Origin of the sequence: Streptomyces sp. NPDC005574 (assembly GCF_040605435.1) — a bacterium.
Taxonomy (GTDB): Bacteria; Actinomycetota; Actinomycetes; order Streptomycetales; family Streptomycetaceae; genus Streptomyces.
On the sequence record NZ_JBEXCW010000003.1, the window covers coordinates 79,164 to 98,822 of the forward strand.

Annotated in this window: 19 protein-coding genes; 11 read left to right on the forward strand and 8 right to left on the reverse strand. The window is 71.9% G+C overall.

All coding sequences use genetic code 11. The annotated features are described in order from the left end of the window. Positions 1-185: 185 nt before the first annotated feature. The 4 genes from ABZT03_RS03270 to ABZT03_RS03285 all read right to left on the reverse strand — a co-directional run bounded on the left by ABZT03_RS03270 (position 186) and on the right by ABZT03_RS03285 (position 3,952). Positions 186-509 carry a multidrug efflux SMR transporter gene (locus ABZT03_RS03270; protein WP_356032797.1) on the reverse strand — a complete coding sequence of 108 codons (324 nt, stop codon included), beginning with the start codon at positions 507-509 and terminating at the stop codon, positions 186-188. A gap of 182 nt (positions 510-691) precedes the next feature. Then, the gene (rsgA, locus tag ABZT03_RS03275; protein WP_356032800.1) at positions 692-1,702 is read right to left on the reverse strand and encodes a ribosome small subunit-dependent GTPase A; all 1,011 of its coding nucleotides are present in this window, start codon (positions 1,700-1,702) and stop codon (positions 692-694) included. Between the two features lie 10 nt (positions 1,703-1,712). Beyond that, entirely contained in the window at positions 1,713-3,071 is a 1,359-nt protein-coding gene (gene aroA, locus ABZT03_RS03280; RefSeq protein WP_356032803.1) for a 3-phosphoshikimate 1-carboxyvinyltransferase, read from the reverse strand. A gap of 158 nt (positions 3,072-3,229) precedes the next feature. After that, positions 3,230-3,952 (reverse strand): M50 family metallopeptidase, encoded by a 723-nt coding sequence (locus ABZT03_RS03285; RefSeq protein WP_356032806.1) that lies wholly within the window; start codon positions 3,950-3,952, stop codon positions 3,230-3,232. A 50-nt stretch (positions 3,953-4,002) separates the two neighbouring features. On the opposite strand from ABZT03_RS03285, the gene ABZT03_RS03290 reads away from it, so the two are divergent. The 10 genes from ABZT03_RS03290 to ABZT03_RS03335 all read left to right on the forward strand — a co-directional run bounded on the left by ABZT03_RS03290 (position 4,003) and on the right by ABZT03_RS03335 (position 14,505). Beyond that, complete coding sequence (locus ABZT03_RS03290) at positions 4,003-4,818, forward strand: SOS response-associated peptidase (RefSeq protein WP_356032809.1); 816 nt, start codon at positions 4,003-4,005, stop codon at positions 4,816-4,818. Between the two features lie 19 nt (positions 4,819-4,837). Next, positions 4,838-5,467, forward strand: a complete 630-nt coding sequence (locus tag ABZT03_RS03295; protein WP_356033164.1) for an alpha/beta family hydrolase — start codon at positions 4,838-4,840, stop codon at positions 5,465-5,467. 311 nt (positions 5,468-5,778) lie between these two features. After that, positions 5,779-6,471 (forward strand): RNA polymerase sigma factor SigR, encoded by a 693-nt coding sequence (gene sigR, locus ABZT03_RS03300; protein ID WP_356032813.1) that lies wholly within the window; start codon positions 5,779-5,781, stop codon positions 6,469-6,471. After that, positions 6,468-6,776 carry a mycothiol system anti-sigma-R factor gene (rsrA, locus tag ABZT03_RS03305; RefSeq protein ID WP_356032815.1) on the forward strand — a complete coding sequence of 103 codons (309 nt, stop codon included), beginning with the start codon at positions 6,468-6,470 and terminating at the stop codon, positions 6,774-6,776. Before sigR ends, rsrA begins: the two co-directional genes overlap by 4 nt. Before the next feature lie 124 nt (positions 6,777-6,900). Then, complete coding sequence (locus ABZT03_RS03310) at positions 6,901-8,226, forward strand: HD-GYP domain-containing protein (RefSeq protein WP_356032817.1); 1,326 nt, start codon at positions 6,901-6,903, stop codon at positions 8,224-8,226. A gap of 402 nt (positions 8,227-8,628) precedes the next feature. Then, positions 8,629-9,912, forward strand: coding sequence for a metal-dependent phosphohydrolase (locus ABZT03_RS03315; RefSeq protein WP_356032820.1), 1,284 nt, complete (start codon positions 8,629-8,631; stop codon positions 9,910-9,912). 101 nt (positions 9,913-10,013) lie between these two features. Then, entirely contained in the window at positions 10,014-10,994 is a 981-nt protein-coding gene (locus ABZT03_RS03320) for a tetratricopeptide repeat protein (protein ID WP_356032822.1), read from the forward strand. A gap of 124 nt (positions 10,995-11,118) precedes the next feature. Then, positions 11,119-11,769 carry a peptide deformylase gene (gene def / locus ABZT03_RS03325; RefSeq protein WP_356032825.1) on the forward strand — a complete coding sequence of 217 codons (651 nt, stop codon included), beginning with the start codon at positions 11,119-11,121 and terminating at the stop codon, positions 11,767-11,769. Positions 11,770-12,049: 280 nt separating this feature from the next. Further along, positions 12,050-13,135, forward strand: a complete 1,086-nt coding sequence (gene cyc1, locus ABZT03_RS03330; RefSeq protein ID WP_356032828.1) for an epi-isozizaene synthase — start codon at positions 12,050-12,052, stop codon at positions 13,133-13,135. Further along, positions 13,132-14,505 (forward strand): cytochrome P450, encoded by a 1,374-nt coding sequence (locus ABZT03_RS03335; protein WP_356032831.1) that lies wholly within the window; start codon positions 13,132-13,134, stop codon positions 14,503-14,505. Before cyc1 ends, ABZT03_RS03335 begins: the two co-directional genes overlap by 4 nt. Before the next feature lie 4 nt (positions 14,506-14,509). Here the strand turns inward: ABZT03_RS03335 and ABZT03_RS03340 are convergent, their stop codons facing one another. Next, positions 14,510-15,472 carry a helix-turn-helix domain-containing protein gene (locus ABZT03_RS03340; protein WP_356032833.1) on the reverse strand — a complete coding sequence of 321 codons (963 nt, stop codon included), beginning with the start codon at positions 15,470-15,472 and terminating at the stop codon, positions 14,510-14,512. Positions 15,473-15,565: 93 nt separating this feature from the next. Here ABZT03_RS03340 and ABZT03_RS03345 point away from each other — a divergent pair, with 93 nt between their 5' ends. Further along, positions 15,566-15,784: a hypothetical protein gene (locus tag ABZT03_RS03345; protein ID WP_356032836.1), complete on the forward strand. Its 219-nt coding sequence runs from the start codon at positions 15,566-15,568 to the stop codon at positions 15,782-15,784. Here the strand turns inward: ABZT03_RS03345 and ABZT03_RS03350 are convergent. From ABZT03_RS03350 to ABZT03_RS03360, 3 genes are all read right to left on the reverse strand, one after another. Further along, on the reverse strand, positions 15,745-16,224 hold the full coding sequence (locus ABZT03_RS03350) for a hypothetical protein (protein ID WP_356032839.1): 480 nt from the start codon (positions 16,222-16,224) through the stop codon (positions 15,745-15,747). The genes ABZT03_RS03345 and ABZT03_RS03350 overlap by 40 nt on opposite strands. Before the next feature lie 98 nt (positions 16,225-16,322). Continuing rightward, entirely contained in the window at positions 16,323-18,395 is a 2,073-nt protein-coding gene (locus ABZT03_RS03355; RefSeq protein WP_356032843.1) for a putative Ig domain-containing protein, read from the reverse strand. A gap of 292 nt (positions 18,396-18,687) precedes the next feature. Next, positions 18,688-19,644 (reverse strand): ribonucleotide-diphosphate reductase subunit beta, encoded by a 957-nt coding sequence (locus tag ABZT03_RS03360; RefSeq protein WP_356033167.1) that lies wholly within the window; start codon positions 19,642-19,644, stop codon positions 18,688-18,690. Positions 19,645-19,659: the final 15 nt, after the last annotated feature.

Here is a 19,659-nt window from a genome sequence, read left to right on the forward strand (position 1 = left end):
CCTCTGGCAATCCGCCACCCTCCGGCGGCGGTCAGCCTCCGGCGATCCGCCAGCCTCCGACGCCCGCCACCCTCCGACGCCCGCCACCCTCCGGCGGCGGTCAGCCTCCGGCGATCCGCCCGCCCTACCCGCCCGCCCTACCCGCCCACCCGGTCGGCATGATCGGACCGGGTCTCGCCGGGGAGTCAGTGTGCCGAGCCTGAGAGTTGGAGGCCGATCACGCCGGTGATCACCAGGCTGATCGAGACGATCTTCAGCGTCGACACCAGGTCGCCGAGGAAGATCATGCCGTAGATCGCGGTGCCGGCCGCGCCGATGCCGGTCCACACGGCGTAGGCGGGGCCGACGTCGAGTTTGCGCAGCGAGAGGGTCAGCAGACCGAAGCTGCCGAGGGCGAAGACGCAGAAGGCGACGGTCGGCCAGAGTCTGGAGAAGCCGTGCGACAGCTTCAGACAGACGGCGAAACCGGTCTCGAGCATCCCCGCGACGACGACCAGCAGCCACGCCATGTGCTGTCCTCCCGTATGTCCACGCGTCCCAGCATCGAGTGACCGCCTCGTCGGGCTGTGGCCGGCCTGGTTCCGGCTCGCTGCGAGTATGCCCTTACCTGACCCGGGTGCGGACAAACAACGCGCAGGTCAGCCGTCCGTCCGGGGCGCCCGGGCGGACGCCCCGGGCCCGGGGGCGGCCCTCAGTCCCCGTCCGTCCGCTCCCGCGTGGCCAGCAGGCGGCGCAGGGAGTACAGGCGGGCGGGGTCGGCGTGGCCCTCGGCGACCCAGTCGTCCAGCGCGCAGTCCGGCTCGTCGTGACTGCACGCGCGCGGGCAGCCCTCGGTGCCCGGCTCCAGGTCGGGGAAGGCGTGGATCACGCGGGAGGGGTCGATGTGGGCGAGACCGAAGGAACGGACGCCCGGGGTGTCCACGACCCAGCCCACGTCGTCGCCCAGCGGCAGGGCCAGGGCGGAGGTCGTGGTGTGGCGGCCGCGGCCGGTCACCGCGTTCACATGGCCGGTCAGCCGGCGCCGGTCCTTCGGGACCAGCGCGTTGACCAGGGTCGTCTTGCCCACGCCCGAGTGACCGACGAACGCCGTGATCTTGCCGGTGAGCTGTTCCCGCACGCGGTCCGCCGCGTCGCCGTTCTCCAGTTCCTCGCGGCTGGTGACGACGTAGGGGATGTCCAGGTGGCCGTACAGCTCCAGCAGCTTGTCCGGCTGTGTCAGGTCCGACTTGGTCATGACCAGCAGGGGTTCCAGACCGGCGTCGTAGGCCGCGACCAGGCAGCGGTCGATGAGACGCGGACGGGGCTCGGGGTCGGCCAGGGCCGTGACGATGGCCAGCTGGTCGGCGTTGGCGACCACCACGCGCTCGTAGGGGTCGTCGTCGTCCGCGGTGCGGCGCAGCACCGACGTGCGCTCCTGGATGCGGACGATCCTGGCGAGGGTGTCCTTGGTGCCGGACAGGTCGCCGACGATGTCCACCCGGTCGCCGACCACCGCCGCCTTCCGCCCGAGCTCGCGGGCCTTCATCGCGAGCACGATCCGGTCCTCGACCAGACACGTCAGGCGGCCGCGGTCGACGGTGAGGACCATGCCGTCGGCGGCGTCCTCGTGCTTGGGTCGGATGTGCGTGCGAGGCCGGTTGCCCTTGCGGTTCGGGCGGGAGCGGATGTCGTCCTCGTCGGTGTTCTTGCCGTAGCGGCGCATGGCGAAGTCCCTACGCCTCGAGCATCCCGGCCCACAGGTCGGGGAAGTCCGGGAGGGTCTTGGCCGTCGTCGCCACGTTCTCGATCTGCACGCCCTCCACCGCCAGCCCGAGGATCGCGCCGGCCGTGGCCATGCGGTGGTCCTCGTAGGTGTGGAAGATGCCGCCGTGCAGCCGGCGCGGGCGGATGTGGAGGCCGTCGGCCGTCTCGGTCACGTCACCGCCGAGTTCGTTGATCTCCTTGGTGAGCGCGGCCAGCCGGTCCGTCTCGTGCAGGCGCAGGTGCGACACGCCCCGCAGCGTCGAGGGGGAGTCCGCGAGGGCCGCGACCGCCGCGATGCCCGGGGTCAGCTCGCCGACCTCGCTCAGGTCCACGTCGATGCCGTGCACCGAGCCCGAGCCGGTGAACACCAGGCCGTACTCGGTGAGTTCACAGGAACCGCCCATCTCGGTGAAGATCTCGCGCAGCCGGTCACCCGGCTGGGTGGTGTGGGCCGGCCAGTCCGGGACGACGACCTTGCCGCCGGTCACCAGGGCCGCCGCCAGGAACGGCTGGGCGTTGGAGAGGTCCGGCTCGACCGTCAGGTCCCGGCCGAGCAGGGCGCCGGGCGTGACCCGCCAGACGTTCGGCTCGCCACCCGACTCCGGGGTGTCCACCTGCGCGCCGACCGCGCGCAGCATGTCCACGGTCATCCGGATGTGCGGCAGGGAGGGCAGGGCGGAGCCGGTGTGCCGGACCTCGACGCCCTGGTTGAAGCGCGGAGCGGACAGCAGGAGCGCCGAGACGAACTGCGAGGACGAGGACGCGTCGATCTCGACCGGACCGCCGTCCAGGGCGCCGCCGCCGTGGACGGTCAGCGGGAGGGCGCCGCGGTTGTCGTCGTCGATGCGGGCGCCGAGGACGCGCAGCGCGTCGATCACGCCGTGCAGGGGACGCTCGTACGACCTCGGGTCGCCGTCGAAGCGGATGGGGCCGTCGGCGAGCGCGGCGACCGGCGGCAGGAAGCGCATCACCGTGCCGGCGTTGCCGACGTCGACCGTGGCCGGACCCCGCAGACCCGACGGGATGATCCGCCAGGCCTCGCCGGAGCCGCCGACGGCGGCCGCGCCGGCGGAACCGGCGGAACCGGCGGAACTGGAGGACACCGTCTCCTCGATGCCGATGCCCATCGCGCGCAGCGCGCCCGCCATCAGCAGGGTGTCGCGGGAGCGCAGGGGGCGGCGCAGCCAGCCCGGCTCGGAGGCGAGGGCGGCGAGCACCAGGGCACGGTTGGTGACCGACTTGGACCCGGGCACGTGGACGGTCGCGTCGACGGCTCCGCTCGCGTGCGGGGCGGGCCAGAGGGCGGAGTGTGCGGGGTTAACGGGCATGGCCCCACTTTAGTGGGCGGGCGCGGCGGTGGGACTGGCCCGGGACCACGGGCCGGTGCCCGCCGAAGGGAGTGTCGTCGCTGGTCGTGTCGGCGTGGCGCGGGTGCGCGTCAGGACCGTCCCGGCACCCCTGCGGGGGACGGGAGCATCCGGGCGTCTCACACTTCGAGCAGCCACCTGCCGCCGCCTATCAGGGAGCACAGAGACACCGCGTGGAACAGGAACAGCCACAGCCCCGCCGGCACGTGGGTGAGGCGCGACAACTGGTCCGCGTCGGAGTCGCCGGCGCCGCCGCGGCTGCGCTTCGCCTGGAGTTCGAAGGCCGGGCGCACCCCGCCGAGCAGCAGGAACCACACCACCGCGTACGCGAAGGCGGCCTGGACCTGCGGGCCGGCCAGCCAGGACACCAGCACGAACACGCCCCCGGTGAGGATCACGGTCAGCGCGCCGTAGGCGTTGCGGATCATCACCAGCATCGCCACCAGCAGGGCGGTGGCCAGCCACAGCAGCGCGGTGATGTGCCCGGCGGCGAGCAGGGCGGCGGCGCCGAGGCCGAGCAGCGGGGGAGCGGTGTAGCCGGCGGCCGCGGTCAGGATCATGCCGATGCCGTACGGCTTGCCGCGGCTGACCGTGAGACCGCTGGTGTCCGAGTGCAGCCGGATGCCGGTGAGGGTTCGGCCGGTGAGCAGCGCGACCAGGCCGTGGCCGCCCTCGTGGGCGATGGTGATGGCGTTGCGCGAGAGACGCCACAGGCCGTGCGGCACGACCACGGCGAGCGCCGCCACGAGCGTCGCGACGACCACCCACAGGTCCGGGTCGGGCTGGCTGCCGAAGACCTCGTCCCAGAGGGAGGCGAGCGGTTCGGTTGCGGTGGTGACCATGTTCGGCGGTGGCTCCCTCTGCGCGTGGCGAATCTGGCAGTGTGGCACGTATGTGCGGACGGTATGCGGCGAGTCGTAGGCCAGAGGATCTCGCAGGAATCTTTGAGATCGAGAAGTGGGAGCCCGAGGAGACCCTGGAGCCGGACTTCAACGTGGCCCCCACCAAAGAGGTCCACGTGATCCTGGACCGTCCCCTGAAGGACGCCGCCGACCCGAGGCCGGTTCGCCAGTTGCGCAGGCTCAGGTGGGGACTCGTGCCGTCCTGGTCGAAGACGCCCGAGGGCGGCGCCCGGATGATCAACGCGCGCGCGGAGACGGTCCACGAGAAGCCGTCGTTCCGCCGGGCCCTGACCACCCGCCGCTGCGTGGTCCCCGCCGACGGCTACTACGAGTGGGTCACCGGCCCCCAGGAGCGGGACCTGGAGGTCGAGGGCCGCAGGAAACGACCCCGCAAGCAGCCGTACTTCGTGCTCCCCGCCGACGGATCGGTGTTCGCGATGGCCGGGCTGTACGAGTTCTGGCGGGACAAAACCCTGCCCGACGACCACCCGCGGGCCTGGTGGGCGACCTGCTCCGTCATCACCACGGAGGCCGAGACGACCCCGCTGGCGGCGGCCCCCGACGAGGGCCCGCGCACGCTGGCGGACATCCACCCGCGGATGCCGCTGATGCTGACCCCGGACCGCTGGGACGCGTGGCTCGACCCGGCACGGACGGACGCCGACGACGTCCGGTCGCTGCTGGAACCGCCGCCCGCGGGACTGCTGCGCGCGTATCCCGTGTCCACCGCGGTCAGCAACGTCCGCAACAACGGACCGGAGCTGCTGAAGGAGCTCGAAGGGCCCGAGGAGGGCACACTCTTCTGACGTGACCAACGTGACGAACGTGACCAGTGAGACCGTCGGGACGGACGCCGGGGACGCCCGCGTCACCTGGCACCCCGCGAAGAGGCCCCGGCTCGTGCTCGCCCTCGGCCACGGTGCCGGCGGCGGTGTCGGGGCCCGCGACCTCCAGGCGCTGGCGGCGGTGCTCCCGGAGCACGGGGTGACCGTCGCCCTGGTCGAGCAGCCCTGGCGGGTGGCCGGCCGCAAGGTGGCCCCCGCCCCGAAGACGCTGGACGTGGGCTGGCGGGGCGTGTGGCCGGCGCTGGCCGCCCCCGGACCGCCGGTGATCTCCGGCGGCCGCAGCGCCGGCGCCAGGGTCGCCTGCCGTACGGCCGTGGAGCTCGGCGCGCACGCCGTGCTGGCCCTCAGCTTCCCGCTGCACCCGCCGGGCAGGCCGGAGAAGTCCCGCGCCGCCGAACTGCTCGGGTCCGGCGTGCCCACCCTCGTGGTCCAGGGCGGCAACGACCCCTTCGGAAAACCGGAGGAGTTCCCCGAGGGGACGTACGAACTGGTCGAGGTGGCGCACGGCGATCACGGCTTCGCCGTACCGAAGCGGGCGGAGCTCACCCAGGACCGGGCCGTGACGCTGATCACCGACGCGGTGGTGCGATGGAGCGGGTCACTCGGGTAAAGCTTCGGGAATGCCGCGCACCGGCCCACTGTTGAGGCGGACAGAAGTGCTGAAGCACCAGCGCCGACGTCGTAGGAGAGGAAGTCCGCCGCATGGGTCCGACCATCTGCCCGCCCGTCGCCCACGATCAGCCCGTGGCCGGGCTTCGCCCGGCAGGATCCGATGCGGCCCGCGGCAGCCGCGCTGACCTGGACTGGACAGTGCTGCACGCGGCGAGGACCGTCCCGGTTCGGGCGGCGGGCGGACCGGATCGTCGTCTATCCTCCGATTCTGATGGGACCGGTTTCGGTCCCGTCCGGACATTCGAGGAGGTGGGTCCGGTCACTGGGACCGACGCAGGGACCGAACACGGCCAGGCGGAGCAGCCCGAGGGCCGGGGCACGGGCGACGCGACGGCGGAATCGTCCGCCGAGCGCAGCGCGCGCTTCGAGAGGGACGCGCTGGAGTTCCTCGACCAGATGTACTCGGCCGCGCTGCGCATGACGCGCAACCCGGCCGACGCCGAGGACCTGGTGCAGGAGACGTACGCCAAGGCGTACGCGTCCTTCCACCAGTTCCGCGAGGGCACCAACCTCAAGGCGTGGCTGTACCGGATTCTGACGAACACGTTCATCAACTCGTACCGCAAGAAGCAGCGCGAGCCCCAGCGCAGTGCGGCCGAGGAGATCGAGGACTGGCAGCTGGCGCGCGCCGAGTCCCACATGTCGACCGGTCTGCGCTCCGCGGAGTCGCAGGCGCTCGACCACCTGCCCGACTCGGACGTGAAGTCGGCGCTGCAGGCGATCCCTGAGGAATTCCGCATCGCGGTCTATCTCGCGGACGTCGAAGGCTTTGCGTACAAGGAGATCGCGGACATCATGGGGACACCCATCGGTACGGTGATGTCCCGGCTGCACCGGGGCCGCCGTCAACTGCGCGGCATGCTCGAGGACTACGCCCGTGACCGCGGACTGGTCCCCGCCGGTGCCGGAGAGTCGAACGAAGCGAAAGGCTCGGGCTCATGAGCTGCGGAGAGCCGCACGAGACGGATTGCAGCGAGATCCTGGATCATCTCTACGAGTTCCTCGACCATGAGATGCCCGACTCCGACTGCACCAAGTTCGAGCACCACTTCGAGGAGTGCTCGCCGTGCCTGGAGAAGTACGGGCTGGAGCAGGCGGTGAAGAAGCTCGTCAAGCGCTGCTGCGGCCAGGACGACGTGCCGACGGATCTGCGGGCCAAGGTCATGGGGCGGATCGACCTGATCCGCTCCGGTCAGGCCGTGCCGGACCACGACATCGCCACCGCCCCGGCCTCGCAGGAGTCCTGAACTCCCGCCCCGAAGCGGTGAGTCGTCACTCGTACGTGCTAATCCCCCGGACTTGAGCCCGCGAACCCCCCGCCCGCCGTCCTAGGCTTCCCACCGGAGCCGCGACGGCCGGGGGAGGCGCGTGATGGAAGACGTTCCGGCACGGGCACGTGTCTACGTCCTCGCTGTCGCCGCCCTCGCCCTCCTCTGCCTGCGAGCGCTGCCCTCCGCGCACACGCCCTGGCCGGCGGTCCTCCTGCTCGCCGTGGTCTACGGCGGCTGCGAACGGGTCGCCGCGCGCTGGCAGTTCGCCGGAACCTTTTTCCCCGTGCTGCTCGCGGGCGCCTTCCTGCTGCCCCCGGCCGCCGCGGCCCTCGTCGCGGTGCCGGGGGCGCTGCTCTCCCCGGTCGACGATCCGCCGCGGGGCCTGCGGCGGACCTGGCGGGCCGCCCAGCTCGTGCTCGCCGTATGGGCGGCGGCCCGGGTGCACGGCGCGCTCGGCGGACGGGACGCGGTCGCCGTGTCCGACTTCCCCTACGCGCTGGTGCCGGCCGCGGCCGCCGTGCTGGCCTTCTGCGTCGTGCTCTGCCTGCTGGAGGGTGGCCTGGGAGCGCGGGCGGCCGGGGGCCCGGCCGCCCCCGGCGGGCCGGCGCGGCGGATCTGGCGGGGGCCGTTCCCGCGGACCCTGGCACCGGTCGCCGTGCACGGGCTCGCCGGGCTGATGATGGCCCTGCTGTGGCGCAGCCCCTACGGCCCGGTCGCCGCGCTGCTCGTGCTGTGCCCGATGGGCGTCTCCTGGTGGGCGTTCGCCCAGTACCACCGCGAGCGGGCCGCGCACCGGGCGACCATCCGCGCGCTGGTGCAGGCCGTCGACATCAAGGACCGCTACACGCGCGGACACAGCGAGCGGGTCGGCCAGGCGTCCATGATGATCGCCCGCGAACTCGGCATGGACGACGAGCGAGTCGAGGTGCTGCGCTTCGCCGGCATCCTGCACGACGTGGGGAAACTGGGCGTCCCCACCCGCCTGCTGCGCAAGGACGGGCCGCTCACACCCGAGGAACGCCGGGTGATCGAACTGCACCCCGAGTACGGACACGAGATGGTCCGCGGCATCTCCTTCCTCGGCGAGGCCCGGGCGGCCGTCCTGCACCACCACGAGCGGCTCGACGGCAGCGGATACCCCTACGGCCTCGCCGGCGGCGAAATCCCCGAGTCCGCCCGGGTGGTCGCGGTCGCCGACGCCTTCGACGCCATGACCTCCACCCGCTCCTACCGCAGGGCCCGGCCCGTGGACGCGGCGCTCGCGGAGCTGGGGCGCTGCGCCGGCAGCCAGTTCGACCCCCGCATGGTGACGGCCCTGCTGCGGGCACTGACCCGGCACGGCTGGCACCCCGTCGCCACCGGGGACGAGACCCGCCCGCCCCGCCCCCGCGCGGCGGTCCCGAGCCTGCCGGAGACCCGGCGATGAGCGCGCGCCGGCCGTCTCGCCCACCGGTCCCCGAGCGTGCCGGTGACCGCGCGAAGCTCTCCCCGCGTAGGGGTCCCGAGCGTGCCGGAGACCCGGCGATGAGCGCGCGCCGGCCGTCTCGCCACCGGCTCCCGAGCGTGCCGGTGACCGCGCGAAGCTCTCCCCGCGCGGGGGTCCCGAGCGTGCCGGAGACGTGGTGATGAGCGCGCGCCGGCCGTCTCGCCCGGCGGTCCCCGAGCCTGCCGGAGACCGCGCGAAGCTCTCCCCGCGTAGGGGTCCCGAGCGTGCCGGAGACCCGGCGATGAGCGCGCGCCGGCCGTCTCGCCACCGGCTCCCGAGCGTGCCGGTGACCGCGCGACGCTCTCCCCGCCCACCGGTCCCGAGCCTGCCGGAGACGTGGCGATGAGCGCGCGGCGACCGTCTCGCCTCCGCACGCTCGTCCATGCCGCCGCCGCCCTCCTCGGCGCCCTCGCTCTTCTCACCGTGCTGCGCACCGGTCTCGCCGAACGGCCGCTCGCTCTCGCCTTCGGCCTGTTCGTCACCGTCGGTGAGCTCACCCTCCCGCGCAGCCGTCCCCGCTCCGGCGAGGAGACCTCCCCGCCCGGCGTCCGGGTCGGCGAGGCCGCGCCGCTGGGGGCCGCGGGCGCCCTGTCGTACGCGCTGGTCGCGGCGGACGCGGGGCAGCCCACGCACCACGGTGTAGCCCAGGTCGTGGCCGTCGTCCTGGCCGCCACGCTCCTCGGCAGCGTGCCGCACATCGCGCGCGGGCAGCAGGTGACCTCCGACCACCTCGCCCGGCGCGTGCTGACCACCGGGTTCGCGGCCGTGTGCAGCCAACCCCTGCGGCCCGAGGGGGTGTCGGGTGCCGGCGCCGGGTCCGCCCACGCGCTGTCGCTGCTCGCCCTGCTGTCCCTCACCGCGCTGTGCGACTCCGTCCTGGCCGCCGCGCTGGCCCACTCCCGCACCCGCCGGCCCTTCGGCCCGCTGCTGCGCGGCGAACTGCGGGCGCTGCCCGGGATCGGCTCCGCCGTCGTCGCGACCGGAGCGGTGATGGCCCTCGCCGTCGCCGTGGTGGGGCTGTGGGCGCTGCCGGTGTTCTCGCTGCCGCTGCTCCTGACCCAGCTGTCCTTCCGGCGGTACGCGGCCGTGCGGACCACCTACCGGCAGACCATCGCCTCCCTCGCCCGGGCCACCGAGGTCGCCGGCTACACCCCGGCCGGCCACGCCCGGCGGGTGGCCGCCCTCAGCAAGGCCGTCGGACGGGACCTCGGCCTGTCCGGACCCGCGCTGACCGTCCTGGAGTACGCGGCCCTCATGCACGACATCGGGCAGCTCAGCCTGGTCGACCCGGTGCCCGCGGGCGCCACCGCCGGGCTGCCCGCCGCCGAGCAGCGGCGGATCGCGCTGCTCGGCGGCGCCGTCGTCCGGCAGACCGGCGTCGACGCGGCGGTCGCCGTGGTCGTGGAACGGCAGGCCGACCCCTGCCGGGAGCAGCCGGTGGCCGCGCGGATCGTGCGGGCCGTGAACGCCTACGACGAGAAGGTCCGCGACGCCGGGCCCGGCGGGCCGCTGAACGCCCTGGAGGAACTGCGCCTGGCGACCGCCGGGGACTACGCGCCGGAGATCGTGGAAGCCCTGGCCCGGGTCCTGTCCCGGGACTGTCTGACCCTGCCCGCGGCTGGGTAACCCATGGGTAATGAGCGCCCTTCCAGCGGTACGTGGTTGGATGCGATGGAAAGGGTGTCCGGGGGCAGCCAGCCCACTCCACGGAACTGGCAGGCGGAATCGTGAGGATCTTCGGCAAGGGACGGCACCGGCCCTCCGCCTCCTGGCGGCAGGCCACCGACCGCGCGTTCACCCTCATCGGCGACGGCCGGTACGAGGACGCCGGGGCGCTGCTCACACGGGCCGCCGACCTGGAGCCCTGGCTGTCGGAGTCCTGGTTCAACCTCGCCCTGCTGCACAAGTTCCGGCACGACTGGGAGCAGGCCCGAGCGGCCGGACTGCGTGCCGTGGCACTGCTCGAACGGGAGACCGGCGCGCCCGACTGGTGGAACGTGGGGATCGCCGCCACCGGCCTGCAGGACTGGCCGCTGGCCCGCCGGGCCTGGCAGGCGTACGGGCTGCGGGTGCCCGGCGGTGCCACCGCGGCGGGTGAGCCCCTCGGCATGGACCTCGGCAGCGCGGCCGTACGGCTGTCGCCCGAGGGGGAGGCCGAGGTGGTGTGGGGGCGGCGGCTGGACCCCGCGCGCGTCGAGGTGCTGTCCATTCCGCTGCCGTCCTCCGGGCGGCGCTGGGGCGAGGTCGTGCTGCACGACGGGGTGCCGCACGGGGAGCGGACCACCGCCGCCGGGCACGCCTACCCGGTGTTCGACGAGATCGAGCTGTGGGCGCCCTCACCCACCCCCACCTGGGTGGTTCTCCTGGAGGCCGCCACGGAGGCGGACCGGGACGCCCTGGAGCAGCTCGCCGCCGACGCCGGCTTCGCCGCGGAGGACTGGTCCTCGTCCGTACGACTGCTGTGCCGGATGTGCTCCGAGTCGCGGATGCCGTCCGACGAGGGCGACGGCGAACACCTCGACCCGCACGACCACAGCGAGCCGGGCCATCCCGGGCCGCTCGGACACCGGACGGACGGGCAGCTGTGGGTGCCCGAGCGGGAGTGCGGGCTGGCCGCGCCGGCCTCCCTGGTGAGGGGACTGCTGGACGGCTGGGTCGCCGACAGCCCGGACGCGCGCGACTGGCGGGACCTCGAAGAGGTGTGCTGACCCAGGCCGCCGGGCGTCCGCCGTGGCCGCCCGCGCCCCGGTGGCCGGGCCGCCGCGAGGCGCGTGCCCCGTACCCTGTATCCAGCATGCACCCCCTGTTTTTCTAGGAAGGCGTACGTCGGTCATGGCGCAGCAGGACACCGATCAGCAGCACGCGGGCGTGCTCCCCGTCGACGACGAGGGCTTCGTCGTCGACACGGAGGACACCGAGGAGCGTGAGAACGCCTGGCGTGAGCGCGGCACCTCGCGGCCGATCACGGTCGTCGGGAACCCGGTCCTGCACAAGGAGTGCAGGGACGTCACCGATTTCGGCGACGAGCTCCAGCAGCTGGTCGCGGACATGTTCGCCTCGCAGCGCACCGCCGAGGGCGTGGGCCTGGCCGCCAACCAGATCGGCGTGGACCTGAAGATCTTCGTCTACGACTGCGTGGACGACGAGGGCAGGCGGCACGTCGGTGTGGTCTGCAACCCGAAGGTGGTCGACCTGCCCGCCGACCGGCGCCGGCTGGACGACAGCAACGAGGGCTGCCTGTCGGTGCCCACCGCGTACGCGCCGCTGGCCCGCCCCGACTACGCCGAGGTGACCGGACAGGACGAGCGGGGCGCGCCCGTCCGGGTGCGCGGCACCGGGTACTTCGCTCGGTGTTTGCAGCACGAGACCGATCACCTGTACGGGTACCTCTACATCGACCGGCTCTCCAAGCGTGAACGCAAGGACGCGCTGCGGCAGATGGCCGAGAACGAGCCCCGCTACCCCGTGGTCGCCAACGACTGACACCTCACAATCCCCGTGCTCCCGACGCCTGTTCAGGTCTCCCGTCCTGAACAGGCGTCGTGCGTCTGTGCGTCGCACGTCCGATCGCCTTCGCTCGTTCGGTGATCTGTAATCAGTCACAGACCGGGATCGCTGGGGCACTGTGGGGTAGTGAATGAAGCAAATCCGTTCCCAGAACGGTCAGTTGTAGGGCTGAATGGAGTGTGCGGGGATACGCAACGGCGCACGCCCGGCACGGCGGGAGGGGCGTGCGCAACTGGCGGCTGAGAGGGGTTTGTCCGTGCATGCTTTCCCACACAGCACCACAGCGACACCGACGGCGATCGCGGTTCCACCTTCGCTCTCTCTCCCGGTGATCGAGGCAGCGTTTCCCAGGCAACTGCACCCGTATTGGCCCAGGCTCCAGGAGAACACGCGTACCTGGCTGCTGGAGAAACGGCTCATGCCACCGGACAAGGTGACGGAATATGCCGACGGCCTGTGCTATACGGACCTGATGGCGGGCTACTACACCTCCGCCCCCGACGACGTCCTGCAGGCGATAGCCGACTACAGCGCGTGGTTCTTCGTCTGGGACGACCGCCACGACCGGGACATCGTGCACGGCCGGGCCGGCGCCTGGCGGCGGCTGAGGCTGCGCCTGCACGCGGCCCTCGACACCCCGCACGACCACCTGCGGCACCAGGACCCGCTGGTCGCCGCCTTCGCGGACTCCATGGTGCGGCTGTACTCGTTCCTGCCCGGAGCGTGGAACGCGCGGTTCGCCCGCCACTTCCACGAGGTGATCGAGGCCTACGACCGGGAGTTCCACAACCGCACCACCCAGACGGTGCCCACGGTCGAGGAGTACCTCGCCCTGCGTCGCCTCACCTTCGCGCACTGGATCTGGACCGATCTGCTGGAAGCGAGTGCGGGCCACGTCCTTCCCGACCCGGTGCGCAAACACCCGGCCTATCGCCGGGCGGCCCTGCTCAGCCAGGAATACGCCGCCTGGTACAACGACCTGTGCTCCCTCCCGAAGGAAATAGCGGGTGACGAGGTGCACAATCTCGGACTCAGCCTCATCACGCATGAAGGCCTGACCCTGGAAGAGGCGGTCGGGGAAATCAGGCGCCGGGTCGAGGAATGCATCGACGAATTCCTCGTGGCCGAACGCGAGGCATTACGTTTCGCCGACGAACTCGGTGACGACACGGTACACGGAAAGGAACTCGGCACCGCCGTGCGGGCCTGCCTCGGCAATATGCGCAACTGGTTCAGTTCCGTCTACTGGTTCCACCACGAGTCCGGCCGGTACATGGTCGACAGCTGGGACGACCGGTCCACGCCCCCGTACGTCAACAACGAAACGGCAGGTGAGAAATGACCGTCGAGTCCGTGCAACCCAAATCCTCCGAGGTCCGCGACCTGCGGGAGCCGCCCCTGGCAGGGGGCGGCGTCCCGGGCCTCGGCCACGGCTGGCAGCTGGTCCGTGACCCGCTGGCCTTCATGGCCGGCCTGCGCGACCACGGAGACGTCCTGCGGCTGAAGCTCGGGCCCAAGACGGTGTACGCCGTCACCGCGCCGGCCCTCACCGGAGCCCTCGCGCTGAACCCCGACTTCATCATCGCGGGGCCGCTGTGGGAGTCGCTGGAGGGCCTGCTCGGCAAGGAGGGCGTCGCGACGGCCAACGGGCCGCTGCACCGGCGCCAACGGCGCACCATCCAGCCCGCCTTCAAGCTCGACGCGATCCCCGCGTACGGGCCGATCATGGAAGAGGAGGCGCACGCGCTGGCCGCCCGCTGGCAGTCGGGCGAGACGATCGACTGCACCTCGGAGTCCTTCCGGGTCGCCGTGCGTGTGGCCGCCCGCTGCCTGCTGCGCGGCGACTACATGGACGAGCGGGCGGAGCGACTGTGCGTCGCGCTGGCCACCGTCTTCCGGGGCATGTACCGGCGGATGGTGGTCCCGCTCGGGCCGCTTTACCGGCTGCCCCTCCCGGCCAACCGCGCATTCAACCGGGCGCTGGCCGATTTGCATCTCGTGGTCGACGAGATCGTGGCCGAGCGGCGGGCATCTGGTCAAAAGCCGGACGATTTGCTGACGGCATTGCTGGAGGCGAAGGACGACAATGGCGACCCCATCGGGGAACAGGAGATCCACGACCAAGTGGTCGCCATCCTCACGCCCGGCAGCGAAACCATCGCGTCCACGATCATGTGGCTGTTGCAGGCGCTTGCCGAACATCCGGAACACGGGGACAAGGTGTGCGCGGAGGTCGAAGCCGTCACCGGAGGACGCCCGGTGGGATTCGAGGACGTCCGCAAGCTCACGCACACGAACAATGTCGTCGTCGAGTCCATGCGTTTGCGTCCCGCGGTGTGGATTCTGACGCGGCGGGCGGTCAGCGACACGGAACTCGGTGGCTATCGCATTCCGGCTGGGGCCGACATCGTGTACAGCCCGTACGCCATCCAGCGCGACGCGCGTTCGTATGCGCGGAACCTGGAGTTCGACCCCGACCGCTGGCTTCCGGACCGGGTGCGGGAGGTGCCGAAACACGCCATGAGCCCGTTCAGCGTGGGCAACCGCAAGTGCCCGAGCGACCACTTCTCGATGACGCAGCTGACGCTCATCACGGCGGCGCTGGCCACGACCTACCGCTTCGAACAGGTGTCCGGTTCGCGGGGCGGCACCCGTGTGGGCATCACCCTGCGTCCGCAGCGGTTGCTGCTGCGGCCGGTGCCCCGGCGGTGACCGCTCAGGCCGCCTCCGGCCCCCGGAACGTGCGCCGGTAGGCGTTCGGGGTGGTGCCCAGCGCCCGGGTGAACTGATGACGCAACGCGGCCGCGGTGCCGAACCCGGTTCGGCCCGCGATCGCGTCCATCGTCTCGTCCGTCTCCTCCAGCAACCGCTGGGCCAGCAGCACCCGTTGGCGCAGGATCCAGCGGTACGGCGTCGTCCCCGTCTCCTGCTGGAAGCGGCGGGCGAAGGTGCGCGGGGACATGTGGGCGCGGTCGGCGAGCTGCTCGACGGTGACCTCCTCGTCGAGGTGCTCCGCCATCCACGCCAGCACGTCACCGACGGTGTCGCAGGAGGACCGGGGCAGCGGCCGCTCGATGTACTGGGCCTGCCCGCCGTCCCGGTGCGGTGGGACGACCATCCGCCGGGCGATCTTGTTGGCGACCTCGGTGCCCTGCTCCTTGCGCACGAGGTGCAGGCAGGCGTCGATGCCCGCGGCGGTGCCGGCCGAGGTGATGACCGGGTCCTCGTCGACGTACAGCACGTCCGGCTCGACGCTCACGTGCGGGTACCGGCGGGCGAGCGCCTCCGCCTGGTGCCAGTGCACGGCGCATCGCCTGCCGTCCAGCAGACCGGCCGCGGCGACCAGGAAGACACCGGAGCAGACGCTCAGCACCCGGGCGCCGCGGACCGTCGCACGGCGCAGCGCCGCCAGCAGTTCGGGCGGGAAGTCGCGGGACTCGTAGTTCTCCCCGGCCGGCACGGCGATGAGGTCGGCCTCCTCCAGCCGCTCCAGGCCGTGCTCGATGTGCAGGCTGAAGCCCGCCCGCGAGCGCAGGGTCGGCCCCTCGGCCGAGACGACCGCGAAGTCGTACACCGGCAGTCCGTCGTCACTGCGGTCGGTGCCGAACACCTCGCACGCGACACCGAGTTCGAAGGGGTTCACGCCGTTCAGGACGACCGCGGCCACGTTTCGCAACATGCGACCAGTGTGCCTCGAAAGTGGCAGTAAATCGAGGCCCTACGGCAGTCCTGCCACTGTTGGTAAGGAGTGTCAGGCGCAAGACTCTTGTACATGAATACGACACAGGCGCAGGCACTCATCGGAATGCTGACCGTTCTCGGGCTGCTGGTGTTCATGGTCACCCCCGCGGTGATCGGCATCGTGCACGACCGGCGGATCGAACGGCAGATCAAGCAGGCGGAGCGGTCCCGCCGGGACCCGGCCCCCGCCCGCCCCGGACGGGCGCGGGCTCAGCGCTTCGTCACCACCACCGTCACCCACCACTCCTGAAGCCCCTTGCAGGCGACACGACCGGTCGCGGAGGCGCAGAGCGGCCGGGACGCGGAGATCCGGACCGTCCCGGCCGACACCGCCTCGAAGGCGGCCGAGGCGTCACCGGGCAGCAGCACGATCCCGCTGTTGACGGCCCTGAGGCCGGGGCCGTCGGCGGTGACCGACGTCCAGGGCCGGGCGGCGGTGCCGTCCAGGGCGACCCGGATCACCCCGCCGGCCGGCAGACAGACCCGGCGGCCGCTGTCACCCGCGTCCAGGGCCGGCCGCGCCGCACAGGCCCCGGCGGAGGTACCCGTCGGGGCCGCACTGCTGCTCGCACCCGCGCTGCCGCTGCCGCGGCCGGGCTCCTTTCCCGTTCCTGACTGTGTGCCGCAGCCCGCGAGAGCGAGTGCCACCACCGCGAGGGCGGCGATCCGGTGCCGGACGGTTCTGCTCATGGGAGGACCTCCTTTCCCATGGGACGTGCCGGCCGCTCGACCGGATCCACCGGGGCCCCGACCGCCTGCGCGGCCGGGGCCTTCGTGCGAAGCGGTGATCAGCTCGTCGTGACGGCGGTGTCGTCGATGACGAAGCTGGTCTGGAGCGAGGAGTCCTCGACCCCGCCGAACTTCAGCGTGACACTGCCGGAGCCCGCGAGCGACGACAGGTCGACGCTCTTCTGGACGTACCCGGTGGCCTTGTCCAGGTTGGAGTAGGTCGCCAGCGTGGTCGAGCCCGCGGTGACCGTGAGCTTGTCGTAGGCCGTGGTGGTGCTCGTCTCGGCCGAGTCGACGTGCAGGTAGAAGCTCAGCGTCGCCTTGCAGCCGCTGGGCACCGTCACCGACTGGGACAGCGTGTCGGTGTGGGCGGAGCCGTAGCCGTCCAGCCAGGCGTAGGAGGAACCGCCGTGCGCCGCCTCACTCGCGGAGTTGGTGATGACCCCGCTGCTGGTGCTCCAGACGGTGGAACCCGACTCGAAGCCCGGGTTCCCGAGCAGCTGCGCCGAGGTGCAGCCGCCACCCGAGGTGGACACCGTCCAGGTGAAGGAAGCCGAGCCGGAGGCGCCGGTGCTGTCGGTGGCCGTGACCGTGGTGCCGTAGGTGCCGGCCGTGGTCGCCGTGCCGGAGATCAGTCCGGTCGAGCCGTTGATCGACAGCCCGGTCGGCAGCCCGCTCGCGCTGTACGTCAGGCTCGCGCCCGCGCTGTCCGAGGCGGAGATCTGGAGACTGACCGAGCCGCCGGTCGCGGTGGTCCGGCTGCCCGGGTTGGTGACGGTCACCGTGTTGCCGGTGCTGCCGCCGGACGTGAAGGCGGCGGTGCCGTTCGGGGTGCCCCAGCCGGTCGGGCCGTCGTAGCCGGTGGCCGCGGTGCAGAAGTAGGAGGGGGAGCAGCTGCCGTTGCTGCCGCTGGTGACGTCGTAGAGGCTCGACGTGTGGGTGTAGGGGTACTTCGCCGGGTAGTCGGCGCTGCCCGGGGTGCCGGCCAGCGCGTACACGCCCGCGATGATCGGCGCGGAGGCACTCGTGCCGCCGTAGACCGCCCAGCCCGAGCCGCCGTAGGTGTCGTAGACGGCCACGCCGGTCGCGGGGTCGGCGACCGCCGAGACGTCCGCCTCCATGCGCTTGGAGCAGCCGGTGTCGGTCTGCCAGCTCGGCTTCGGGTCGTACGCCGAGCAGCCGGAGCCGGTGCCCTCGGTGCTGCTCGTCTTCCACACCGACTCGCTCCAGCCGCGGGAGTTGGACGAGGTGGACAGCGCGGTGCCGCCGACGGCGGTCACGTACTGCGAGGTCGCCGGGTACTCGGCGCCGTACGCGGAGTCGCCGGAGGACACGGTGATGGCGACGCCCGGGTGCTTGAAGTACGAGGTGTCCTCGCCGGTCTGGGCGGAGGACTCGTCGCCGCCCCAGCTGTTGGAGACGAACTTCGCGCCCAGCGAGACCGCCTCGTTCTCGGCGATGCCGAGGTCGGAGTCGTTCGCCGAACTGGCCTCGACGAGAACGATGTTGCAGTTGGGGCAGACCGCGCTGACCATGTCGATGTCCAGCGCCTCCTCACCCGCCCAGCCGGTGTCGTTGGTGGGCAGCGAGGTGGTCGAACCGGTCTGGCTGACCTGCTTGAAGCAGCCGTTGGCCTTGGTGCAGGCCGACAGCCCGAACTGGGAGCGGTAGGTGGCCAGGTCGGCGGCGGCGTTGGGGTCGTTGTAGGCGTCGACCACGGCGACCGTCAGACCGGAACCGCCGGTCGAGGGCAGGTTGTACGCGCTGTGCAGGTTGGCCGGGCTCAGGCCGGAGACCGCGGCGGCGGCGTCCGCGGAGACGGCCGCGGCCAGCCGCTGCCGTATGTCGGTGCGCCGCTGCGCGAAGCAGGAGGCGTGATGGGGGGCCGGGGCGCCGCACAGACGCGTGGTCGGCACCTTCTGCCCGGCCTTGCCGGTGGCGTGGACGGCCTGCGCCGAGGGGGCGGTGAGGGCCTTGGCGTTCTGGGTGGCGCGGGAGGTGTGGGTGGCGGCGGGCGCCGCGTGCGCCGGTGCCGCGACGAGCCCCGCGAGGCTGAGCGCGAGGGCGGGCAGGGCGACGGTCAGGAGTCTTCGCAGGCTCCGCCTGGACGTGCCGGTGTGCGTCTGACGCATGGGGTACTGCCTCCGTCGTGGGAGTGGGGATCTCGACGCTGGTGGCAGGCCTGTGACGCGCGTAGCGGCGGCGGGGCGCGAGCCGTCATGGGCATGACACTTCTGCGTCCTGTGATGTCGCCGTGCGGTGTCGTTGTGGGTGACATGACAGAACGGGCAGAACGTAACCGGGGCCCGTGCGGCGCGGATAGCCGCGCCGGGAGGAATTTGCCGCCCCATAGAGGGTCCATGGACGGCCCATGGACGCTCCATGGACCCCCTATGGGGCAGCAGCCCGGAGGCTTCCGGAGCGTCAGAAGTCCTCGTCGAGGTCGACCGTCCCCTCCACCGCGACCTGGTACGCCGACGGGCGCCGCTCGAAGAAGTTGGTCAGTTCCTGGACGCCCTGCAACTCCATGAAGGAGAAGGGGTTCTCGGATCCGTACAGGGGCGCGAAGCCGAGCCGGGTGAGCCGTTGGTCGGCGACGCACTCCAGGTACTGGCGCATCGACTCGGTGTTCATGCCCGGCAGTCCGTCGCCGCAGAGGTCGCGGGAGAACTGGAGTTCCGCCTCGACGGCCTCCCGGATCATGTCCGTGACCTGGTCCCGGAGTTGGTCGTCGAAGAGGTCCGGCTCCTCCTTGCGGACCGTGTCGACCACCTCGAAGGCGAACGACATGTGCATGGTCTCGTCCCGGAAGACCCAGTTCGTCCCCGTCGCCAGCCCGTGCAGCAGGCCCCGGCTGCGGAACCAGTAGACGTAGGCGAACGCCCCGTAGAAGAAGAGGCCCTCGATGCAGGCGGCGAAGCAGATCAGGTTGAGGAGGAAGCGGCGGCGGTCGGCGCGGGTCTCCAGGCGGTCGAGTTTCTCGACCGAGTCCATCCACCGGAAGCAGAACTCCGCCTTCTCGCGGATGGAGGGGATGTTCTCCACCGCGGCGAAGGCCGCCGCGCGGTCCTGCGGGTCGGGCAGGTAGGTGTCCAGCAGCGTCAGGTAGAACTGGACGTGGACCGCTTCCTCGAAGAGCTGCCTGCTCAGATACAGGCGCGCCTCGGGGGAGTTGATGTGCTTGTAGAGGGTCAGCACCAGGTTGTTCGCCACGATGGAGTCGCCCGTCGCGAAGAACGCGACCAGCCGGCCGATCATGTGCTGCTCGCCGGGTGAGAGTTTCGCCAGGTCCGACACGTCGGAGGCGAGGTCGACCTCCTCCACGGTCCAGGTGTTCTTGATGGCGTCCCGGTAGCGCTCGTAGAAGTCGGGGTAGCGCATGGGGCGCAGGGTCAG

What these genes read in the sequence shown, in the direction of transcription:
- ABZT03_RS03270 (WP_356032797.1), bottom strand. Translation starts at nt 509, where the DNA reads ATGGCGTGGCTGCTGGTCGTCGTCGCGGGGATGCTCGAGACCGGTTTC.
- rsgA (WP_356032800.1), bottom strand. Translation starts at nt 1,702, where the DNA reads ATGCGCCGCTACGGCAAGAACACCGACGAGGACGACATCCGCTCCCGC.
- aroA (WP_356032803.1), bottom strand. Translation starts at nt 3,071, where the DNA reads ATGCCCGTTAACCCCGCACACTCCGCCCTCTGGCCCGCCCCGCACGCG.
- ABZT03_RS03285 (WP_356032806.1), bottom strand. Translation starts at nt 3,952, where the DNA reads ATGGTCACCACCGCAACCGAACCGCTCGCCTCCCTCTGGGACGAGGTC.
- ABZT03_RS03290 (WP_356032809.1), top strand. Translation starts at nt 4,003, where the DNA reads ATGTGCGGACGGTATGCGGCGAGTCGTAGGCCAGAGGATCTCGCAGGA.
- rsrA (WP_356032815.1), top strand. Translation starts at nt 6,468, where the DNA reads ATGAGCTGCGGAGAGCCGCACGAGACGGATTGCAGCGAGATCCTGGAT.
- ABZT03_RS03310 (WP_356032817.1), top strand. Translation starts at nt 6,901, where the DNA reads ATGGAAGACGTTCCGGCACGGGCACGTGTCTACGTCCTCGCTGTCGCC.
- ABZT03_RS03315 (WP_356032820.1), top strand. Translation starts at nt 8,629, where the DNA reads ATGAGCGCGCGGCGACCGTCTCGCCTCCGCACGCTCGTCCATGCCGCC.
- def (WP_356032825.1), top strand. Translation starts at nt 11,119, where the DNA reads ATGGCGCAGCAGGACACCGATCAGCAGCACGCGGGCGTGCTCCCCGTC.
- ABZT03_RS03335 (WP_356032831.1), top strand. Translation starts at nt 13,132, where the DNA reads ATGACCGTCGAGTCCGTGCAACCCAAATCCTCCGAGGTCCGCGACCTG.
- ABZT03_RS03340 (WP_356032833.1), bottom strand. Translation starts at nt 15,472, where the DNA reads ATGTTGCGAAACGTGGCCGCGGTCGTCCTGAACGGCGTGAACCCCTTC.
- ABZT03_RS03345 (WP_356032836.1), top strand. Translation starts at nt 15,566, where the DNA reads ATGAATACGACACAGGCGCAGGCACTCATCGGAATGCTGACCGTTCTC.
- ABZT03_RS03350 (WP_356032839.1), bottom strand. Translation starts at nt 16,224, where the DNA reads ATGAGCAGAACCGTCCGGCACCGGATCGCCGCCCTCGCGGTGGTGGCA.
- ABZT03_RS03355 (WP_356032843.1), bottom strand. Translation starts at nt 18,395, where the DNA reads ATGCGTCAGACGCACACCGGCACGTCCAGGCGGAGCCTGCGAAGACTC.
- ABZT03_RS03360 (WP_356033167.1), bottom strand. Translation starts at nt 19,644, where the DNA reads ATGCGCTACCCCGACTTCTACGAGCGCTACCGGGACGCCATCAAGAAC.